Here is a 21,417-nt window from a genome sequence, read left to right on the forward strand (position 1 = left end):
GCTCGCCATCGAAATTTATCGATGGCCTATTTCAGACTGTAATGGGCCGACAGCATCGGCCCTCCCCTCTTTTGGACCCGCGCATATTGCCACTTGTCGGCGCAATTCCAGCCCTCAGAATGGGACACATGGCCCACCCGAACAAGCCGCTCGCGCGTACAGTAAAGGCAGGTAATCCATGGGCGGTTACAGATCGAGGAGGACACGACCATGAAAAAGAAGGCCTTTGCGATTCTCACCCTCTGCATGAGTCTCTTTGCCGCAGTCTCCCTGGTGGGCTGCGGTGGCAGCGGCAGCGCTACCGGCAGTGGCGGTGGCGGCGGAGCAGAAAAACCAGCCATGGATATGAGGACCGACTTCATCTGGTTTAAGGTCGAGGTGCCCGAGGGCGTCGAAATCACGGACGTCGCAGGCGACACGGCCGATAGGGCCCAGTTTAAGTTCACCGAGAGCGAGCACGCCAGCGACCGCTTCATCCCCGTCTTCGACTCTGACAAGAACGCTGACGAGCTGTTCGACTACGAGGCCAAATGGAAGGCCAACTTTGAGTGGACCGAGAATGATCCCGTCAAGTACAACGGCAAGACCTGGCGCAACGCTTCCTATACACACTCGGGCGGCGTGACGACTGAGTACTTCACCGAAGCAGGCGGCGGCAGCGTCTACGTGAGCATCGACAACGTCGAGGAGCACAAGGACGCCGTCGAGACCATGATGAAGTCTCTGGAATTTGCCGACGACATCGCCAAGGCAAAGACCGAGGCCATGGACGTCAAGCTCGAGGATATCGAGATCAAGCGCTAAACGACTGGCGAGCGCAGCGGGAAACACGGGCACAGTGCAAACAAGCGACGATACCCCAGCGCTTTGCACCAAGGGAGGATCGGTTCGCCGGCCCTCCCTTTCTTATGCCGATAGCCGGCGAACGCGAGGGTGCCGGGCGGCAAAACCACCCCCAGCGCGGTAGCAGCACAAATAGACAAGCGCCCCAACGCGTCCGCCCACCGATTTATTGCGCCGCGCAGATAATTAAACCAGCATCTTTAAACATCTGGGCAGTATAGTGACCAAAACTATCGCATAACCGCACTCTGCGAATGGAGGAGTCATGGCCGAACATCATGCCATCAGTCGCCGAGCGTTTACGCTGGGCCTTGGACTTGCAGCGTTGTCGCCTCTGGCAAGTTTGCCCGAAACCGCCATGCTGGGCATTAGTCCGCGGACAGCCTTTGCGGACGGCACGGCCGAGTCAGCGGCCACCCTCGACAAGTTCGTCATTCGCCTTCGCCCCGCGGGCTATTTTCGCACCGCGAGCGTCAACGAAGACGGCAACGTCATCGGCAACGTCTGCCATCTGTTTAATGACGGCACGTCCAGCAAGCTCATCCTTGAGCACGTAGGGACCGATGCGGACGGCACAAACTGGTATGCCATCCGCACCCTGCTCAATTTCGAAGAGCACAAGAAGACGCGCTACAGCATTTGGTCGGTCGATGGCGACTCGGACAAAGATGGAAAGGTCATCCACGTATGGAGTGGCGAGTACGACCATAAGGACAGCCGCGCCTATACGTTCGACCGCCAGTTCGACGGAACTTATATTATTCGAGACCGCATATACACGAAAAACGGTATTAACTACCTGGCCATAGAATCGAAAGGCAAAGACCAAGACAACAACAAGATTTGCCAAAAGAAATATTCCATTCCGTGGGAGCTCGAGCTTGTCGGCTACAGCATGGACAAGACCAATGCCACAGTTAGCAGCATCGACTGGACCACGTATAGCAGCTACGTCGACGGACCATGTTGGATGAGCCACGTCGAAGGCAACAAATACCTCGACGAGCTGAGCATCCCGGGCACGCACGATTCGGGAACTTGCAGCGTGGACAACGACACCGAACCCCAATCCTCGCAAGCAAAGTGCCAGCAGGACTACATCCCCACGCAGTTGCTCGAAGGCATTCGCTATTTTGATATCCGACTCGGAAAAGGCAACGACCCCGGCATCGACCATGGAAGTTGCTACCTGCTCAAAAAAGACGGGCACTTCATGCATCTCTCCGATGTCGTTGGCTACTTCAAAAAGTTTTTGAACGAAAATCCGTCAGAAGCGCTCATCATGCTTGTATCCCGAGGCAACAACGAGGCTACTGACGAGAGCCTTACGACGGCTTTCGCCAAGGTTTTGGACGACAACCCCAAACTGTTCTATACGTCGAGCCGCGTTCCCACACTGAACGAGGTGCGCGGAAAGATCGTCCTGCTGCGCCGATTTGGACTCGCCGGCGACAGCGTAAGCGGCCACACGTGGGGCCTCGACCTAACCGAATGGGACAACAAAATCGCAGCACACCCCAGCAGCTCCTCTATGTGTCTCGTCCAAAACGCGCAAGGCTTTGAAGCCGCAGGGGAAACAGGCGACAAAAAAGCCTATTGCACCAAGGTATATGCCCAGGACCATTACGAATGCACCGGAACCGACAAGATCAGCTGGGTCGATATGGCCCTGCAGGAGACGGCTAAGCTCACCCGCAACGAGGTAGATGTCGAGGACGATAACGGGGCCAAGGAGCAAGTCCTGGAGCGCTGCTGGTCTATCAACTACACCAGCTGCACGAATCACAAGCAAGGAAGCAATCCTTTTACCGCAGCGCGAGTCGTCAACGAGCATCTGTACAAGAGCCCGTACATCAATCCCAGCGGCATCGAGGATACAAAGTCAGATTACCTCAAGCACATTGGCATCATCGCATCCGACTTTGTTGATGCGGCGCTGGCCCGGAGCATCTACCAGCGCAATTACAATTACGATACGAAGCACGCGCAGTCGGCTTCGTGCTGCCTCCCGACCCGCATGCGCATGACGTACGGCGACTCGCTGAGCGATGCCTCGCTCCAGGATGGCAAGACCGTTGGCGAGGGCCATTTCCGCCTTGTCGACAGCAGCAACGTACTCAACGTGGCGGCTTCGGGCCATGCGTTTGCCATCGAATATGTGGATGTCGACGCCCTGGGCAACGAGACCGTTACGGGGCTGCAGGGTTCCGTGCCCATCGATATCGACCCGCGCGCGCTGACGCCCCATTTTGAGGGGCTCGAGGGCCTTAAGGCCGGCGAGGACGTGCGCGCCAAGATTGCGGCATCACTCGAGGGCAAGCTCGAAACCGATGCCTGCACGGCCCAGCTCGAGTTTGTGCACGACGCGAACGGCGCTCCGGGCACGGCAATGGCCGAGGGCGAAACATTTGCCGCAGGGACGTACTGGGTGCGCGCGAAAGGCCTTTTGGGCGACGCGGCACAGAACTACACGCTCGCCAGCGATGGAGCAGCAAGCTTTACCGTAGCGGCCTCGAGCAGTGCAGGCGGCACCGGCAGCGGCACGGGTTCCAACGCAGGCGGCGCCGACAAGAACGGCGGCGGCAACAAGAGCGACCAGGGCAAGAGCTCGGGCGGAAAACTCGCCGACACGGGCGACGGCTCCGGCATTGCCGCCGGGCTCGCCGCTGCCGCCGTGGCGACAACGGTCGCTGGCGCGGCAATGCTTACCAATGACCGCGAAAGCAACGAAGGCGCTAGCGAATAGGCAAGCCGGCTTTCAGACGCATCGGCTCAATCAGGGGCGCAGGATACCGTTCTGCGCCCCTATTTTTGTCATGAAGGAGTAGCAAAGTGTTGTTATCCATGCGTGTCACTCCCGCGGGGTTCGCTAAAACTGCCTCTATGGCCACATTTTAGTCACCGCAAGGCTCCCATGCGAAGGTGCCAGACAGCACAGCAATTCGTGTCCGCGCGAGGCTTTAAACTAAATGCGATAAAGATGCATTCCACAAGAGGAAAGTGGGGCGACAGTGATGGGCGAACTGGTAAACCGTGGAGAATCGGCAATCGTGCCAGAAGTTTTTTACAAGCAGGTTTCCTCGATTCTCAACGCCGCTCGCGACAAGGCCTATACCGCCGTTAACTTTGCGATGGTTGAGGCGTATTGGGAGATCGGCAAGAGCATTGTTGATGAGCAGGGCGGAGAGGAGCGCGCCAAGTATGGAGAGGCGCTGCTCAAGGCCCTCGCAATCAGACTTACCAAGGATTTTGGTAAAGGTTTTGAAGCAAGAGAGCTGCGTAAAATGCGTCAGTTCCATCTTGCATTTCCAATTCGGGACTCACTGCGTCCCGAATTGAGCTGGACACATTACCGCAGGTTAATACGCATTCCTGACCCCGAAACTCGAACATGGTACATGAACGAATGCGCCGATTCTCGCTGGAGCACGCGTCAGCTCGAACGCCAGATCAACACCATGTTCCGAGAGCGCCTACTTGCCAGCAAGGACAAGGAGGCCGTCACCAAGGAAATCCAAAAGAGCGCCCCGGCTCGTCGCCCCGAGGATATCATCCGCGACCCATACGTACTGGAGTTTTTAGGTTTCACGGACGATGCTGCGTTTCGCGAGAGCGATCTAGAGCAGGCACTCATAACGCATCTTCAGAAGTTCCTGCTGGAGCTTGGCCGTGGCTTCGCTTTCGAGGCGCGCCAAAAGCGCATCACCTTTGATGGGCGCCATTTCTATATTGACCTTGTGTTTTACAACTATCTGATGCGCTGCTTCGTGCTCATCGACCTTAAGACCGATGACCTTACGCATCAGGACCTGGGCCAGATGCAAATGTATGTGAACTACTACACACGCGAGCTCATGAACGAAGGCGACAATCCGCCCATAGGCATCGTGCTCTGCGCGGACAAAAGCGATTCGATTGTCGAGTACACGCTGCCCGAAGACAACGACCAAGTGTTTGCCGCCAAATACCTGCCGTATCTTCCAAGCAAGGAAGAGCTGGCGCGCGAGCTGAGTGCCGAGTACCGCGCCATCAACGAAGCGACTTATGGCAAAGCGCAAGGGCAGCAGCACGTTGCGACCGATACCCCCGACGGCGCTCCACATCATCCGGGAAAGAGGAGCTTTCCATGACAGACGGACCGAAAACAACATTGCGCGACTGCATCTATGGACTTGCCGTCGGCGACGCGCTGGGCGTTCCCTACGAGTTTATGCCTCGCGGCACGTTCGAATGCACCGACATGATCGGCTACGGCGCGCATGGGCAGCCCGCCGGCACCTGGAGCGATGACACGTCCATGACGCTTGCTACCTGCGACTCGATTAGGGAGCTCGGGCATATCGACACCGCAGACATGCGCAGCAAGTTCGTAAGCTGGATTGCCCGTGGCAAGTATACGATCGACGGCGTTTTCGACTACGGTGATACAACCGCCCGCGCACTTCACTCCAGTAAGGGAGGCTCCGGCGAGCGCGACAATGGCAACGGATCGCTCATGCGCATCGCTCCCCTGGCGTTCACCGATGCAACAGACGAAGAGGTCAGCAAGGTCTCCGCGATTACGCACGCCCACAGAACGTCGACCGACGCATGCATCATATTTGTCGAGCTGATGAGGGATGTGATGAACGACGTGCTCCCCTCGTGGGCGCTCCATCTGAAAGGCGTGCCTGAGCAGGAGATCAGGTCGGGTGGCTTCGTGCGCGACACGCTTAAGGCAGCCACCTGGTGTTTCGTCAACACTAACAGCTACGAAGATTGCGTGCTTGCCGCCGTCAACCTAGGCGACGACACCGACACCACCGCAGCCGTCGCCGGCGCCCTCGCCGGCACGGCATACGGTCTCAAAGCCATCCCACAGGAGTGGATCGACACTCTGCGCGGCAAAGAGCTGATTGAGAGCTGCCTGTTTTAAGGCGCCATTCAAGAAATAAGGCAGGAGGCATCATGGAGAGGAAGATCGCAAATATAGACGAGTTCCAAGTGGACGAAAACGGGATTCCGCTATTTCCAGTAGGACTGAAGGAGGAAGCCAGCCTCTATGTCCTCCCCGACGGGCGTTACCTCCCCTGCGGGGTCTACAGGACCGCGGACGGCGGTTCGATCATTTATGAGCCATCCGAACTAAGCTTCTTCGGGCAGATGCTTGCTCAATTCAAAGAGAACTAGAGGCTTGATTGCCCGTTAGATCGACACTGCTCCAAGCCATGGGGCGGGTAGTATGTCTCCCGCCGCGGCCTGTGAGGTAGAATTACGACTGCCGCGGAATCCGCCTGCGGGCAACGCTCCGATCTCCGATTGGGGTGAAGCCTATGAACTTGTTTCTTGAAATCCTGCGCCTCTCGATGTATGTAACCGGCATCGTCCGGAACCTCTACTCGATCTGGCGGGAATATAAGCAGTAACGGATAGCGAAGGGAGTCATGCAAAGGGCCGGTCGCACCCGGCCCTTTAGACGATAGCACCTGCGTTGCCCGCGCTTCCAAAGTTGACCGACTGAGGAGCGGGTTCCGCGGCACATCCTGATTTTACCCAGTGGCAAGGCTCTTTTACAGCCGTTCCACCGTTTATTTACATCCGCCAATCAAGACGAGGCTACTACGCACCTTTATTACACACGATGTTTTCAGCCTGGTATAAACAAGTTCAATAATAGAATGCAAATCCAACCATCGTGTCTGATTACGAAAGGATTTTTGCCTTTTCTGCAGCAAACTCTTCCTCGGTAAGTACTCCACTCTCACGCAGTGCTGCAAGCCTCTCAAGCCTTGCAACTACATCAACCACTATCCGCCAGCGTCTCAATAGTCTGTGAAACCTGCGGATACCGCTCGAGCTCCTTCGATAGGGCATCGACTATCTTGGCAATATTCTTTGCATTTTTGCCCCCGTTTAATACGTTTGCCCTGACCTTAGATGACGACTTGACAGTAACGCCAGATCCGCCTTCAACTGGAACAACCGAAATACTGATATTTTCGCCCCAAGACCAAAGGCTCATACCAATCTCGGCTGCAACTGTTCTTGTTGTGGGCGATGCACTATCAACTTTTACTTTAGGCAGCTTTTCCATAGCTGCCTTCAAGGCATTAAACGTGTCGTCAGGAGAATACGGTACCTGAAGCTGAAGCTGCTGATCCGCAAAACCCATAATCTGGCCTCCGCTTCTTACAAGATTAAGGCTATCGGCAATGGTAGCACGTTCCCAGCAGTCTTAAGTTCGTCTCATGACCTTGCGATGCAGCCCGACGCCCCGGCACCACTCCCCTACTTACCAAAAATCGCAGCGAACAATCCCTTGCGTTTGGGCTTTTCTTCTCGGTAGGAACCCTCAGCTGCCGCTGCAACCTGGCGCGGTTGCTCGCCACCTCCACGGAGCACGATCTGGTATAGGAAGGGCGATTTAACGTATTTGACCTCGATGGGCGTGGCGTGCACGGTGCTCTCGCCGGACAGATGCAGGCTCGGGTTAAGCGGCGCCACGATATGCGTTTCGCGCTTGTCGCTAAACACCACCGCGGCCGCACGACCCGTCTGGCCGTTTACGGCGATGCGCACCTGCTCGCCATCGCGGCTGTCCGTTGCCGGACGGTCGACAAAGTACACCGGCACCATCACCAGGCTATCCTTATGCTTGCGGGCCTTGCGCGCCCAGGTTCGGATGCTCTTTTTATTGAGCCCCAGCACCGCCTCGGCATCGTTGCCGGCAATGTCGAGCGCCAGCTTATCAATGACCACCTGGTCCTTGGTAGACGCATCGACGGAGACGACGCGGAAGTCACCTTCCTGCATGGCGGGATCGAACGGGCCGACCTTGGCAAAGTCCCATGGCTCCAAAATGCCCATAAGGCGAACATCCAGATAGTTTGCCCGCGGATACGCCCAGTCGAGCACCTCGTAGTACACCAGGGTTTCCTTGCTCAGGCCCTTGCCCGGGAAGCTCGCCATCATACGCAGGTCCGCCAGCGCCATGGGGAAATAGAAGAGCATCATGTCGTTTTGGATCGCGTCTTCCACATCGTGCCCGGCAAAGGCATCCGGGTACTGGCGCACCAGCTGCAGCGCGTTGGCACGTGCCTGCTGCGGTGAGATTTCGCAGGGAATACCCTGCTCCGGCACATACTCCGCACCCACGCCCATGGTCAGACGTTTGCTAAACGTACCGGGCTTGAGCAGGTCGGCAATGCCGATCTTGTTGCCGCAGGACGGGCACTCAAACACACGCTGCGTTGACTCACCCTCAAAGGACGCTCCGCAGAAGGGGCAAGGAATGCTCACATGTGTGGCCTCTTGGAACTCCTGCGCCGTGCCGCGATCCTCCCACAGCAGATGTTCCTGGACCGACTGATTGCGCCAGTGCGAATTGAAGAAATACCAGTCCGGGTCCTCCGGGCGCTCGAGTTGCGACACATGCGTGAGCTTGAGCAGTCCATCCACCACCGTCAACGGCGTATGGCGAATGCCCAAAGCGCTCTTGGGCTCTCCGGCGTCCGCCTGCCACGGAATGACCGCGCCGCAATAGGTGCACTCAAAGCTGCGCTTAGCCTGGTGCGAGTACATAGGGCCGCCGCAGTTTTGACATTTAATGGCAAACATCTCGTCCATGGAAACGTCCTCCTTTGCACAGGGGCTGTCGACGTTAAGTATGTCGAGCAAACAGGCACATGCCCATACCCATGTGGCCCAAAATGGACCACCCAGGCAGACGAGAAGGCTCGCTCGTTAGCACCGGCAGACCATTACTGCATTTTCTGAGCATCGGTGCACAGCGCCTCCGCGCGAGCTACACTATCCCCTTAAACATGATTGTGAGGACGACCGCTATGCTATTTGTAAATCGGCTGGTACATACGCTTGTTCCCGGCAGCGAGGGCGAGCCGGTCGATACCTCCTGCCGCACCAACGCGGGCTTCGCCGCAAGCCTCATCTGCATTGGCCTCAACATCACTCTGTGCCTGGCCAAGGGCATCGCGGGCCTGCTCGCCGGCTCCGTCTCCCTCATCGCCGACGCTTTCAACAACCTCTCCGATGCCTCGAGCAACATCGTAAGCCTGCTCGGGTTCCGCCTTGCCAGCCGCCCGGCAGACGAAGGCCACCCCTATGGCCACGGCCGCTACGAGTACCTAGCCGGTCTGTTCGTCGCCGTCCTGGTTTGCGCCGTCGGCATCAACCTGATCCTCGAGTCGGTCACCAAGATCATCAAGCCCTCCCCCACCGCCTACACGCTGGTCTCCCTAGCCGCTCTCGTCTTGTCCATGCTCGTCAAATTCTGGATGGCCGCATTCAACCGCGCGCTGGGCAACCGTATCGATTCCGAAACACTCATTGCCACAGCACAGGACTCCAAAAACGACGTCATCACCTCGGGTTCGGTCTTGATGGCGGCGCTTATTTCGCAGACGACCGGCTTTGACCTCGATGGCTGGGCAGGCCTGGGTGTGGGCATCTTCATCTGCATCAGCGGCATGGGTCTAGTGCGCGACGCCATCAGCCCGTTGCTGGGACAAGCGCCCGACCCCAAGCTCGTTCAGGCAATCCGCGACAAGATCATGTCCTATCCGCAGGTCTTGGGCACACACGACCTGATGGTGCACGACTACGGCCCCGGTCGTCAGTTTGCCAGCGCCCACGTGGAGATGCCCGGCGAGGGCGACGCATTTGAGCACCACGAGATTTTGGACACCATCGAGCACGACATCAAGCGTCAGATGGGCATCGGCATCACGTTGCACTGTGACCCCATCGCCACCACCGGCGACGACCTGCGCGGCTGGGTCAAGCGCGGCATCATGCAGATCGATCCCGCGCTCTCCATCCACGACCTGCACGAGCACGACGGGTTCGTTTCGTTTGACCTTGTGCGTCCCGACGGCTTTGACATATCCGACGAGGAGCTGCTGGAGCTCGTCACGCGCATCGTGCACGAGCGCCGACCCAATGCCTCATGCGTCGTTACGTTTGACTCGGGCTTTAGCTCGCCCGACCGTCCGGCCGAGCAGCTGTAGCCCGCTTAACAGCTAGTTTCCCTGAGCGCCCGAGATGCCGTTTTGCAGAGCGTTCCAGGCATCCGTCGCCATGCCGCCCAAGTTCTGAGCGGTGTCGCCCAGGTTCTGGGCCGTGTCGCCCAGCTCTTGGGCCTTATCCCCAAGCTCCTGTGCCTTGTTGCTCAAGTCCTCCAGCGTATTGGAACTCGAGCTGTCGGTACCGCTTTGGCCGTCGGGCGAGTTGCCCGAGCTATTCTTGTGCGTGAGTTGAATTTCGAGGTTGCCGCTGTCGTTATAGTAAGCAGAAGTAACGACCCAGTTGGCATCGATGACGGGCGTTGAGCCATCATCAGTCAGGACCACGGCATTCGAAAGATTGGCGCCGCGCGACTTGAGAAGTTTCTTGGCGTTGGACCAGTACTGCCCCGGGATATCGCTCAGATCGACGGTGCTAGACGAGGCGGACTCGGTTTGCTCGGCAGCGGTATCGGCCGTTGAACTCCCTCGCTTGTTGAGCATGCCCGACACAATGGCAAACACAACCGACAGCGCAAAGAAGATCGCCAGCACGATGAGGATCTTCTTGATCACGCTCGACGAACGCGACGGCTTCTTCTCCTCGTCCTCGCCATATTGCGGAATCGACTTGGGGTACTCGCGATACGGCTCGCGCGACTCGTAGCGAGACTGCGCCGTGCGAGGCATATACGTCGTCTGCTGAGGCTGCGGAATGGGATTTTGCGGCAGGTCATCATAGGGATTCGGCGTCGAGGCGGCATAAGAATCCTGCGGCGCGTAATCAAACGGGTCCGGAGCTGCGTTGCCATAGGGGCCTTGCGAAGATGCAGCGTAAGAATCCTGCGCCGTGTCGCCATAGCCCATAACCCGGGTGGGATCGGCAGAAGGCTGCGTCGCGGCGGGGTCGGTATAGCCGGGGTTGGGAACAACGCGGGTCGCATCGGCGCTATCGCCAGCCTGCGCGGAACCGTAGCCGCCCATCACGGTTGTCTTGTCCTGATCCATGCAACGATTCCTTTCCGTCGCGCGTGAGCCTCAAGTTATCCATGCATTCTACCCGCGCAAAAGCCTATGATGGGCAGAGCCCGTCGGTATCTACAAGACATGCGCGGGCCTAAGGATAAAAAAGCCCCGCCGGGCCTTGGCAGGCGCGACGGGGCGGACAAGCGGCTATGGGCAGCAGGCTTAGAACAAGCCGGTAATGTTGCCGTCGTTGTCGACGTCGATGTTCTCGGCCGCGGGGACCTTGGGCAGGCCCGGCATGGTCAGAACACTGCCAGTCAGTGCGACCACAAAGTGGGCACCGGCGGAAACCTTGAGCTCGCGCACGGTGATGCGGAAGTTCTCGGGAGCGCCCAGGGCCTTGGCGTTGTCGCTAAAGCTGTACTGCGTCTTGGCCACGCACACCGGCAGGTTGCCAAAGCCGTTCTCGCGCAGCTCGGCGAGCTGGCGCTTGGCGGCCGGCGTAAAGTCAACGCCGTCGGCGCGGTAGACCTTGGTGGCAATGGCCTCAAGAGCGTCGGCCACATCGGCGCCGTCCTCATAGGCAAACTTGAGCTCGCTCGGCTGCTCAATCAGACGCATGACCTCATCGGCCAGGTCGAGCGCGCCCTCGCCGCCCTTGGCCCAGACCTCGGAAAGCTTAACGTTGACGCCGAGCTTCTGGCACTCGGACTCGATGAGAGCAAGCTCGGCCTCGGTGTCCGTCGGGAAGCGGTTGATGGCGACTACGCAGGGCAGACCATAAACGTTCTGGATGTTGTCGACGTGACGCAGCAGATTGGGCATACCGGCCTTGAGAGCCTCGAGGTTCTCCTCGTTGAGGTCGGCCTTGGCAACGCCGCCGTTGTACTTAAGCGCGCGGGCGGTAGCGACAATCACGACGGCGCTGGGGCGAACGCCCGTCATGCGGCACTTAATGTCGAGGAACTTCTCGGCACCCAGATCGGCACCGAAGCCGGCCTCGGTAATAGCGACATCGCCAAAGCGCATCGCCATACGCGTAGCCATGATAGAGTTGCAGCCGTGGGCAATGTTGGCGAAGGGACCGCCGTGGACAAACGCGGGCGTACCCTCGAGCGTTTGCACCAGGTTGGGCTTGAGCGCGTCCTTAAGCAACGCGGCCATGGCACCCTGGGCCTTAAGGTCGCGGGCACGGACGGGCTCGCCGGCAAAGCTATAGCCGACGACAATCTCGCCCAAGCGCTCCTTGAGGTCGTTAATGCTCGTAGACAGGCACAGGATTGCCATGACCTCGGAGGCGACGGTGATATCGAAGCCGTCCTCGCGCGGCACGCCCTGGGCCTTACCGCCAATGCCGTCGATGACATGACGCAGCTGGCGGTCGTTCATATCGACGACGCGCTTCCAAGTGATGCGCTTAACGTCAATGCCGAGCTGATTGCCCTGCTGGATGTGGTTATCAAGCATGGCGGCCAGCAGGTTGTTGGCGGCACCGATAGCATGGAAGTCGCCGGTAAAGTGCAGGTTGATGTCCTCCATGGGGATGACCTGGGCCCAGCCGCCGCCGGCAGCACCGCCCTTAACGCCAAAGACGGGACCGAGCGAAGGCTCGCGCAGGGCCACGGCACTCTTGACGCCGCGACGACGCAGGCCATCGGCCAGACCGATGGTCGTGGTGGTCTTGCCCTCGCCCGCAGGCGTTGGGTTGATAGCGGTCACGAGGACGAGCTTGGCCTGGTGATCGGTCGGCTCGTTGAGCAGCGAATAGTCGACCTTAGCCTTGTCGAAGCCGTACGGAATAAGGTGCTTAACGTCGACGCCGGCGTTCTTGGCCACCTCGGTAATAGGCAGCGGCGTGACAGAACGTGCGATTTCGATGTCAGTAGGCATGGGCGGTCCTTTCGTTACCGAATGAGAAAAAGACCAATTCAGCATAGCACGGGCGCGCAATAGTAAAACACCCGTAACCGATGAATGGCGATATGTTTATCCAATGCTCAGCGATAGCCCAACAGCCCGCCAAAACAAAGCGCCCTAAACGGTAGGTTCAATCCCCAGGTGCTCAAAGGTGCGAAGGGTTGCCTGACGGCCCTGCGGTGTACGAATCATCAGCCCGCACTGCAGCAGATAGGGCTCATAGACATCCTCGAGCGTGCCCGGGTCCTCGCCCACCGCGCTGGCAAGGGTCGTAAGTCCCACGGCACGACCGGAGAACGTCTTGGCGAGCGTCTCCAAAATGCGAATATCCATCCAGTCCAGACCGAGCTCGTCGATCTCAAAGAACTCGAGTGCCTGACGGCAGATATCGAGCTCAATGGGACCGTTGCCGCGCACCTGTGCGTAATCGCGCACGCGCTTGAGCAGGCGGTTGGCAAGACGTGGCGTGCCGCGCGAACGCGAGCCGATCTCGAGTGCACTGGGGTGGTCGATCGTCACGCCCAGGATAGTCGCCGAGCGCGTCACAATCTGCGCGAGCTCCTCGACCGTGTAGTAATCCAGGCGATATGAAATGCCAAAGCGGTCGCGCAACGGGCCTGTCAACATGCCTGAGCGGGTCGTTGCCGCTACCAACGTAAACTTGGGAATATCCAGGCGAATCGAGCGCGCCGCCGGACCCTTGCCAATCACGATATCGAGGGCAAAGTCCTCCATCGCGGGGTACAGTACCTCCTCGACCGAACGGTTGAGGCGGTGGATCTCGTCGATAAACAGCACATCACCCGGCTGCAAGTTAGTAAGGATGGCCGCCAGGTCGCCCGTGCGCGCGATGGCAGGGCCACTCGTGGTCTTGATCTGAGCGCCCAGCTCGTTGGCGATAACGGTGGCCAGCGTGGTCTTGCCCAGGCCCGGAGGACCCGAGAAAATCACGTGGTCGAGCGTCTCGCCACGGCTCTGCGCCGCTTCGATCAACACGCGCAGGCTCTGCTTGATATGCTCCTGGCCGCAGTAATCGTCCAGGCGCTGGGGGCGCAAAGTGCGATCGACATCGAGGTCCTCGGCCGTCAGCTCCGAGCCCACCATGCGCTCGCCGTGCGCCATGGATGCCGCCGGCGAGTTGCCGGGCGTCGCCCACAGGTCCTGAGAGTCATCGGCTTCCCACATCACGCATCCATTCCGAGTCGCTTAAGCGCCGCGCCGAGCAGATCCTCGACACGCATATCCTGCCCATCATACCCGCTCAGAGCGACATCGGTCTCCTGCGGGCTAAAGCCCATGGAAAGGAGCGCCGCACGGGCGTCATCGATGGCCGAGGGAGCGGCAGCGGGCACGGGCATCGCAACCTGGCCGGGAATCACGTCGACCGGCACAAAGCCCTTGTCCTTGGCAAAGGTGCTCTTGAGCTCCAGGATCAGACGCTGAGCTGTCTTTTTGCCCACACCGGGCACCTTGGCCATGCCCTTGTCGTCCTCGGCCATCACCAGCGAATACAATTGCCCCACGGTATAGGTGGAAAGCACGGCGAGCGCCAAGCGCGGGCCAACGCCCGAGACAGACACGAGCCGATCGAACATCGTGCGCTCATCCTTAGAGGAAAAACCGAAAAGTGTCATGGCGTCCTCGCGCACCTGCATACGCGTGTAGAGGCGGACCTCGCCGCCGGGCGTCGGCAACGTGGCCGCAGTGCTGCCCGAGATGCCGAGCTCAAAGCCAACGCCCGACACATCGACGACAGCAGAGCTCATCGTGGCCTCGACAAGCGTTCCGTGGAGCTGGGAGATCATCAGTATCCGGTTCCTCTCTGTTGATAGAACTCGCCGCCGGTAAGCGCCCGGGTACGGCTGAGGTTAACGTGGCAGATGGCGCAGGCCAGGGCATCGGCGGCATGGTCGGGATGCGGGTCGTGATCGAGCTGCGTGAGCGTGCGCACCATGTAGGCGACCTGCCGCTTATCTGCGGCTCCGGTGCCCACAACAGCCTGCTTAATCTGCATAGGCGTGTACTCGCCAATCTCGAGCGCGCACTCCGAAAGCGCCACAAGCGCAGCGCCGCGGGCATGCGCCGTAGGGATGGCCGAGCGAACGTTGGCGCCAAAGTAAATGCTCTCGATGGCAGCGGTATCGGGTCGATAACGCTCCACGACACCCTTGAGGTCGCGGGCGATATGCGACAGGCGCACCGCGAGCGGACTTCCGGCACTGGTCTCGATGCAGCCGTAGGCACGGCAGCGAACCTCGCCACGCCGCTCCTCGATAATCCCCCAACCCGTATGAGCCAAACCGGGGTCAATGCCCAAGATAACCAAACCAACCTCCCCTCGTCTTTTACCAAGCGCAAGGCAAGGCCCCGCGCATCATTCACGAACGTCTGTTCTAGAATAACACAATAGCGGCCGCATCTAGCAAGCAAGGTTGAACCATAGGTTGAGCATAAGTCAGCGAGCGAGTCCCTGCCGTGGCAAGGTGTCGCGAAAGAGGAGCGCCGCGTACTTTTGTACGCAAGCGACGGTTTGAGCGGCAGATTGCCCGGCAGGGGCTCGCGCAGCGTCGACTCGTTACGCGGTTTGGCAAAACCGCGTAACCTTTTTAGTTCTGCGAGAAGAACGGGAACTGTCGGGGATCAACCGGCGGATGCGGCATCGGGCCACCCTGGGGTCCACCCTGCGGGCCACCCTGGCCGCCCATCATCTTATCGATGGCGTCCTGGACCTCGCCCTCAAACTTCTTCATACCCTCGTGCAGGCGGCGCTGGCCGTCCTCGGAGCGCAGCTCCTCCATCTGCTCGGGCGAAATACCCAACAGCTCACCCAGTATGCCCATCATCTCGCCACGCATGCGCTCGCTTGTATCCTCGTCGGCAAAGCGGTTCACCTCGGCGCGCGCCAGCGCATCGACCGTCATGCGCTCTTTACCGCTCAGGCCAAGATCGGACCACGCGAGCATATACGGCCAGGCGCGCTCGACAAACGAACGGGCCGAGACGATCGGCGCCGTCGGCAGCTGGCGGCGAGCCGCCTCTCCCTGGCGCACGAGCATCAGCAGCAGCGAGCAAGCCTCGGGCTTGCCGGTGGCCATCGGAATGTCGTCGAAGGGACGATTGCGGTCGACGTGCGACTCGAGCGTGCCATCGACCTCGCCCGGCTCAAGCCCGCCGAGCAGCTGTGCCGCGCGGTCGAGCATGTCAACCGGACCGTTAAGCGTCGAGAGCGCTTGCGCCAGCACGCGCTCCATGCAATCCTCCACCGCGTTGAGTGTCACGAGCTCCTGCGGCACCACGGCAGACGTACGGTTGCGTACGCGCGCCACAAACTCGAGCGTCGACAGGTATACGTCGCCAAAGGGCGCATAATCGCCCTGGTAGCCACCGCAAAGCGCGGGCGCCGCCAGCGCGTACTCAGTTTTGGACAGCGGGCTCAACGCCATCGCCCCCAGCTCGAGCGCCGTATCCTCCAGCATGAGGCCCAGCGTGCGAGAGCGCAGGCGCTCGGCGTCGCCCGCCGATACATCGCGGTCGAGCACACGCGCGGCATCCGGGGCATCGCGCTCAACCGTGCGAATATGCAGGCGCTCGGCAATGGCGCGAACGGCGGCACAGCGAGCAGCCTCGGCCTCCTCCTGCGCCGGCGTAAAGATGCGGTTGCGTCCCAGCACCAGGCCGACCACATTGCGCGGACCCAGGGCGTCGACGGCAAGCGCCGCCAGCAGGGACGACGGCAAGTCGCCCTCGAGCGCCACCACGGCGCGCGACGTACCGCGGGCGCGGGCGTTATCGCGAACGGCGAGCACCAGCGCCTGCCACAGCCATTCCTCGGAGCGAAACTCGGGCAGCTCGTGGTCCTCCAAGGCATCGAGCATCACACCGCGCTGGATCTCCTGAACCAGCAGGCTCTCTTCAAAACACGGCGCCTGGGCCACCACGCGCCCGCAGTCGTCGAGCACAAACGATCCGCCGGTATACACCGACTCGTCATAGGCACCGACCGGCGCCATGCAGGCAAACCACACGCTGCGCTTAGATGCGATCTTGCGGTAGGCACCGCTGCGAACGGCGGCAATGGCGGCCGTCTCGCGGTCGGTCATGTCAAACGCGTTGAACTGAAAATAGGCGATGAGGTCGACGCCGGTCGGCAGCATCTCGAGCTCGCGGTCCAAGTCGAAAATCACGGCGATACGCACGCCGTCCACGTCGAAGACCGGCGGCGCCCAACGGGCATCACCGTTCCCACCACGCTGCAGGGCAATGCTCGAACGGGCCGGCACCACATGGCCGTCCTTGAGCATCATGTAGTCGAGCAGGGGCTGGCCCTCAAACGAAACCGCCGCGGGCACGATGCAGATCATATCGAGTTCTTGGATACGCTCGGCGACACCGGTCAGGCCTGTCAACATGTCGTGCTCAAAGTCGGCAGTGCCCACCAGGCCCCCGGGCATGGCGCCCATAAAGAGCGGAGCCGGCACGCACAGCACGCGTGCCCCGCGCTCGTGGGCCAGACGAGCCTGGTCCTCGATGCGGCCGCAAATGCCCTCAATATCACCCAGGCGCATATCGATCTGTGCAAGTGCGAGCTTCATGGCTCAGCCCTTTCCGTCGTAAACCATCGTTGTCGTAGTAAAAGCGCCGGCCGCATGATGCAGTCGGCGCTCGCATGTGCATATGCTAGCTATGATACCCCGAGCGGGGACGCGCTCCTAGAACGTCGCGGACCACAGCCCATGCAGGTTGCAATAGGCATAGACGGTGCCGGTCTTGGAGCCGCCGGCAAAAAACGTCGCGGGCTTCATGCCGGGCTGGAGGTAATGGACCTCCAGACGGCCCTCGGCCTCAAGGGCGATCCACTCGATGTAGTGCTCGGGCACCATAGGATGCTCGACCGAGCCCACGCGTGCGCGGATCACGTGACCGTCGCGCTCGCTCTCAACGACGGGCACGTGCTTCTCGTGCGCCGCGTCCTCGGTGTTCGCGGTCAGCTCCGTGCAGCCGGCAGGGGTTGCAACGTCGTTGCCAAGGGCGGCAATGAGCTTGCCGTCGGGGTCCTTATAGAATTTCGCCATGATGTTCTCCTTTGCTGATGTGCCGATGTTCTCGATGCTTCTTATGCCCAAAGGCGCGCGAACCATCCACGGCATCGCAAATGAACACATAACGAGCGGGGACGATGGGGCAACGTGCGCTATCCGCCCTGGCGGCCCCACCCGAGCGGGTTAGCGCCCGTCGCCGCCGAGCAGTGCCAGAACATCCTCGCGGGTAAACAGCGCCGAGGAGATGCCGTCGCCGCCGAGCACGCTGTTGACCAGGTCGCGTTTGGACTCTTGCATCTGCATGATGCGCTCCTCGATCGTGTCCTTGGCGATGAGCTTGTACACGGTCACGGTATGTTGCTGGCCAATACGGTGCGCGCGGTCGGTCGCCTGGTCCTGCGCGGCCACGTTCCACCACGGGTCGTAGTGGATGACCACGTCGGCCGCCGTCAGGTTGAGGCCCACGCCGCCCGCCTTGAGCGAGATCAGAAACACCGGCACCTCGCCCGCCTGGAACTGCGCGACCATCTTGGCGCGGCTCTCCTTGGACGAAGCGCCCGTGAGCTTAAGAAAGCCGATGTCCTCCTTGGCCAGGCGCTTGCCAATGATATCGAGCATGCCCGTGAACTGGCTGAACAGTAGAATGTGGTGCCCGCCGTCGAGCGCACCGTGCACGAGCTCCATGCAAGCGTCGAGCTTGGCGCTCCCTGCCTTGTAGTCCTCGTAGTGTAGATGCGGGTCGCAGCAGATCTGGCGCAGCTTGGTGAGCTCGGCGAGCACCTTGAGCTTGTCCTTCTTAAACTCCCCGGCCTCGCGGTGCTGCACCTGCTGGGCGATGCGGTCCTGGTTGGCCAGGTAGAGCTTGCTCTGCTCGCCGGTGAGCTGCGCCATGACCGTATCCTCGATCTTCTCGGGCAGGTCGGCCACCACGTCTTCCTTTACGCGGCGCAGCACAAACGGCGACACGAGCGCTTGCAGGCGGGCGGCACTGTCGCCCTCGGCATGCTCGACCGGGCTTTCGAAGCGCTTTGCAAACGATTCACGCGTACCCAGCAGGCCCGGCATCAAAAAGTCGAAGATGCTCCAGAGCTCGGATAGGCGGTTTTCGATGGGCGTGCCCGTCAGGGCAAAGCGCACGCCGGCAGGCAGGCGCTTGGCGGCGCGCGCCACCTGCGTGAGCGGATTTTTAATGTACTGTGCCTCATCGAGCACCACGCGGGCAAAATCCTGCTCGACGTACTCGTCGATATCGCGCCGCATAAGGTCATACGACGTCACGACCACGCTATGCTCGGCCACGCCGGCGATCTGCACGCGGCGTTGCGCCTTGGCGCCCACAATGGCGCACACATCGAGCGACGGGGCAAAGCGCTCCAGCTCGGCAGTCCAGTTGTACACGAGTGAGGCCGGGCATACCACGAGCGTGGGCTTGGTGTCCCCCGCCTCCACGCGCGCCAGGATATGCGCGATCATCTGGAGCGTTTTGCCCAGGCCCATGTCGTCGGCCAAGATGCCGCCAAGGCCCAGGTGTTCGAGCGAGCCGAGCCACTGGTATCCGTCGACCTGGTAGCCGCGCATCGTTGCCTTGAGCGATGCCGGCACCGTAAAGTCCATCTTGCCAAGCGTGTCCAGGCGCTCGACGGTGCGGCGGAACGCGGCGTCGCGATCGGCCTCAAGCGCCGGCGTGCGTGCGAGCATGCTATCGACAAAAAGGGTGCTCGACGCGGGGAGCGACACGCCGTCGAGCAGGTCGACGGCATCGACGCCCAGATCTTCGGCAAGGCCAAACGCAGCGCGCGCTCCCTCATCCAGGCGCACGATGTCGCCGGACGTCAGGCGCGCAAACGTCTGGTGGCGCTTGTACGAGTCCAGATAGATGGCAAGATCTGCCGCCGAAAGCCCGCTCGCGCCCAGCTCGACATCGAGCAGATTGCTCTTGACGGTCGCACGAACCGAGAGCTTGGGCGCGGGGCGCACCGAAATCTGGCGCAGACGGTCGCTGAGCATGACCTCACCCAGCTCGGACAGGGCGGACAGGCCCTCGGTCAGCAAGTGGAACAGGCTCTCATCATCGCGTTCCTCAAATGCCAGGCCGCCCTCGTAAAAGTCGAAATACAGGGCCACCGTGTCCATAACGCGAAACTCTGCCACCTCGTCGCGCGGCGGCACGCCCGGGCGCCGCTCTTCGAAGGGGCTGCCCGGAGCGCCCAGGCTAAAGAGATCTGCCGACCAGTCGCCGTAGGTAACCGTAATTTTGCAGGTCACGAGCCCATCGTCGACGCCGATCGCCATGGCAAAGCTCGGCTCGGGCGCCACGGTGTCGAGCACGGCGGGAGCGGTAAGATCGGTGTAGTCGCGCAAAATGGGCAGTGCCATGCGGCAGAATTCGCCCACCTGCTCGGCGGCAATATGGACCGGCGTGCGACAGGGCAGCAAGCGTGATAGGAACGGCGCCGCGTGCTGAGCAAACGCCACATCGGTGCGGCGCGCACGGCGGGTGTCAACCAAGTAGGCGGCATCGCCCGACGTAAAGCAGTACATATCGGCGGGCAGGCGCAGATCATAGCTGCCACCGGCCGCCGGCGCGATTTTGGCGGCAAGGAGCGGTGGGCGCTTAGACAGCGCCTCGTCCTCCCCTTCCGGAGGCAGTTCAACCGCCACGTCGTAGGTGCGATGCGTCGTCATCCCCCGCGACCAGGCGGGCTCAAAGGAGATGGTCTGGCCGCGCAGCAGGTCCAGCACATATACGATGCTATGCTCGGACAGCGGCAACTGACGCTCGGCAACAAAACCGCTGCGGGCAAAGTCGTACGACGCCGAACGCGAGCTTGTGATGTCATCGAGATAGGCAACTGTCGTCACAACAAGGTTGAGCAGCTTTGCCGATGTTTCGTCAAAGGCCTCAGGTGAATGGACAAACGTGAGCTTCTTGCCATAGGAGAACGTGCCGCCGCGCACGTAGGCATCGGCCATGCCGTCGATGTCCTTGACCACGTAGGAGACCGATCCACAGCGAATGCGGAACTCGAGCGCCCAGCTAAAGCGGTCAGCGAACAGCGGATTGTAGTACGGCACCAACGAGGGCTCCAATGCCGCTTTGGGGGCGTCGGGATCAACGGCACCGGCAAGCTTGCGGCGCATGCTCGCCAGCTCATCCATGCGCGCGTCCGAAAGATCGGAGAGCGCCGCCACAAGGCTCGGGCTCGTGGGGACGGGCGCCGGGAAGGGAAAGTTGGGGTTGACGGCCGGCGCGGCGGACATGGCGCGCGCGGGCTGTTTCGGCTGCGCCGTAAACGTGCGAACCGGCGTGCGCAAACCTTCGACGGGCTCGGCGCCGCTGGCATCCAAATACGCCAGCGCCGTGGCAATAGCGTGCTTACACATACCGGGATAGCGGTATGCGGCGGGGCAGTCGCAGTCGTAGTCGATAACCTCGTGCTCGTCCATGTCGAGCGCCACGTGCGTCTTGTACAGGTAACCGCGCGAGCCGCGCACCGTGCCCTCGACCGTCACGTTTTTGGAGAAGCGCGAGCCGCTGTCCTCAATCGACAGCACGGCACCGTTAAGCATGAGCGAGCGCCCCTTCATAAAGGTGCCGCTCAACGCCGCCTCTTTGCGAAGCGCCTGCACAAACGTCCCCTGCGCCATCACTT

General features: G+C 60.7%; 17 protein-coding genes. 6 read left to right on the plus strand and 11 right to left on the minus strand.

Annotation, left to right across the window (positions count from 1 at the left end):
* Positions 1-210: 210 nt before the first annotated feature.
* The 5 genes from DXA43_RS03010 to DXA43_RS03030 all read left to right on the plus strand — a co-directional run bounded on the left by DXA43_RS03010 (position 211) and on the right by DXA43_RS03030 (position 6,012).
* Positions 211-804: a hypothetical protein gene (locus DXA43_RS03010; RefSeq protein WP_117806228.1), complete on the plus strand. Its 594-nt coding sequence runs from the start codon at positions 211-213 to the stop codon at positions 802-804.
* Between the two features lie 304 nt (positions 805-1,108).
* The gene (locus DXA43_RS03015) at positions 1,109-3,589 is read left to right on the plus strand and encodes a phosphatidylinositol-specific phospholipase C (protein WP_117806229.1); all 2,481 of its coding nucleotides are present in this window, start codon (positions 1,109-1,111) and stop codon (positions 3,587-3,589) included.
* Positions 3,590-3,857: 268 nt separating this feature from the next.
* Positions 3,858-4,973, plus strand: coding sequence for a YhcG family protein (locus tag DXA43_RS03020; protein WP_233540005.1), 1,116 nt, complete (start codon positions 3,858-3,860; stop codon positions 4,971-4,973).
* Entirely contained in the window at positions 4,970-5,758 is a 789-nt protein-coding gene (locus DXA43_RS03025) for an ADP-ribosylglycohydrolase family protein (protein ID WP_117806230.1), read from the plus strand. Before DXA43_RS03020 ends, DXA43_RS03025 begins: the two co-directional genes overlap by 4 nt.
* A 32-nt stretch (positions 5,759-5,790) precedes the next feature.
* On the plus strand, positions 5,791-6,012 hold the full coding sequence (locus DXA43_RS03030) for a hypothetical protein (RefSeq protein WP_055250924.1): 222 nt from the start codon (positions 5,791-5,793) through the stop codon (positions 6,010-6,012).
* A gap of 513 nt (positions 6,013-6,525) precedes the next feature.
* Here DXA43_RS03030 and DXA43_RS10585 read toward each other — a convergent pair.
* The 3 genes from DXA43_RS10585 to DXA43_RS03045 all read right to left on the minus strand — a co-directional run bounded on the left by DXA43_RS10585 (position 6,526) and on the right by DXA43_RS03045 (position 8,448).
* Complete coding sequence (locus tag DXA43_RS10585; RefSeq protein WP_117764911.1) at positions 6,526-6,696, minus strand: SHOCT domain-containing protein; 171 nt, start codon at positions 6,694-6,696, stop codon at positions 6,526-6,528.
* A complete protein-coding gene (locus DXA43_RS03040) occupies positions 6,623-6,994 on the minus strand; it encodes a DUF1499 domain-containing protein (RefSeq protein ID WP_055250926.1) in 372 nt (123 codons plus the stop codon). Before DXA43_RS03040 ends, DXA43_RS10585 begins: the two co-directional genes overlap by 74 nt.
* 116 nt (positions 6,995-7,110) lie before the next feature.
* Positions 7,111-8,448 carry a hypothetical protein gene (locus DXA43_RS03045; RefSeq protein ID WP_117806231.1) on the minus strand — a complete coding sequence of 446 codons (1,338 nt, stop codon included), beginning with the start codon at positions 8,446-8,448 and terminating at the stop codon, positions 7,111-7,113.
* A 218-nt stretch (positions 8,449-8,666) separates the two neighbouring features.
* Here DXA43_RS03045 and DXA43_RS03050 point away from each other — a divergent pair, with 218 nt between their 5' ends.
* A complete protein-coding gene (locus tag DXA43_RS03050; protein ID WP_117806232.1) occupies positions 8,667-9,848 on the plus strand; it encodes a cation diffusion facilitator family transporter in 1,182 nt (393 codons plus the stop codon).
* Between the two features lie 12 nt (positions 9,849-9,860).
* On the opposite strand, the gene DXA43_RS03055 is transcribed toward DXA43_RS03050, so the two are convergent.
* From DXA43_RS03055 to DXA43_RS03090, 8 genes are all read right to left on the minus strand, one after another.
* Positions 9,861-10,850 carry a hypothetical protein gene (locus DXA43_RS03055; RefSeq protein WP_117806233.1) on the minus strand — a complete coding sequence of 330 codons (990 nt, stop codon included), beginning with the start codon at positions 10,848-10,850 and terminating at the stop codon, positions 9,861-9,863.
* A 180-nt stretch (positions 10,851-11,030) separates the two neighbouring features.
* Entirely contained in the window at positions 11,031-12,698 is a 1,668-nt protein-coding gene (locus DXA43_RS03060) for a formate--tetrahydrofolate ligase (protein ID WP_117806234.1), read from the minus strand.
* A gap of 144 nt (positions 12,699-12,842) precedes the next feature.
* A complete protein-coding gene (ruvB, locus tag DXA43_RS03065) occupies positions 12,843-13,910 on the minus strand; it encodes a Holliday junction branch migration DNA helicase RuvB (protein ID WP_022095140.1) in 1,068 nt (355 codons plus the stop codon).
* On the minus strand, positions 13,910-14,530 hold the full coding sequence (gene ruvA / locus DXA43_RS03070) for a Holliday junction branch migration protein RuvA (RefSeq protein ID WP_117806235.1): 621 nt from the start codon (positions 14,528-14,530) through the stop codon (positions 13,910-13,912). The genes ruvB and ruvA overlap by 1 nt, the downstream gene beginning before the upstream one ends.
* Entirely contained in the window at positions 14,530-15,051 is a 522-nt protein-coding gene (gene ruvC / locus DXA43_RS03075) for a crossover junction endodeoxyribonuclease RuvC (RefSeq protein ID WP_035137351.1), read from the minus strand. The genes ruvA and ruvC overlap by 1 nt, the downstream gene beginning before the upstream one ends.
* Positions 15,052-15,331: 280 nt before the next feature.
* Positions 15,332-17,317, minus strand: coding sequence for a hypothetical protein (locus DXA43_RS03080; protein WP_117806236.1), 1,986 nt, complete (start codon positions 17,315-17,317; stop codon positions 15,332-15,334).
* 117 nt (positions 17,318-17,434) lie between these two features.
* Positions 17,435-17,797: a desulfoferrodoxin family protein gene (locus DXA43_RS03085; RefSeq protein ID WP_117803029.1), complete on the minus strand. Its 363-nt coding sequence runs from the start codon at positions 17,795-17,797 to the stop codon at positions 17,435-17,437.
* A gap of 150 nt (positions 17,798-17,947) precedes the next feature.
* Positions 17,948-21,412: a DEAD/DEAH box helicase gene (locus tag DXA43_RS03090; protein WP_117806237.1), complete on the minus strand. Its 3,465-nt coding sequence runs from the start codon at positions 21,410-21,412 to the stop codon at positions 17,948-17,950.
* Positions 21,413-21,417: the final 5 nt, after the last annotated feature.

The organism is Collinsella sp. OF02-10 (assembly GCF_003463445.1).
Lineage (GTDB): Bacteria > Actinomycetota > Coriobacteriia > Coriobacteriales > Coriobacteriaceae > Collinsella.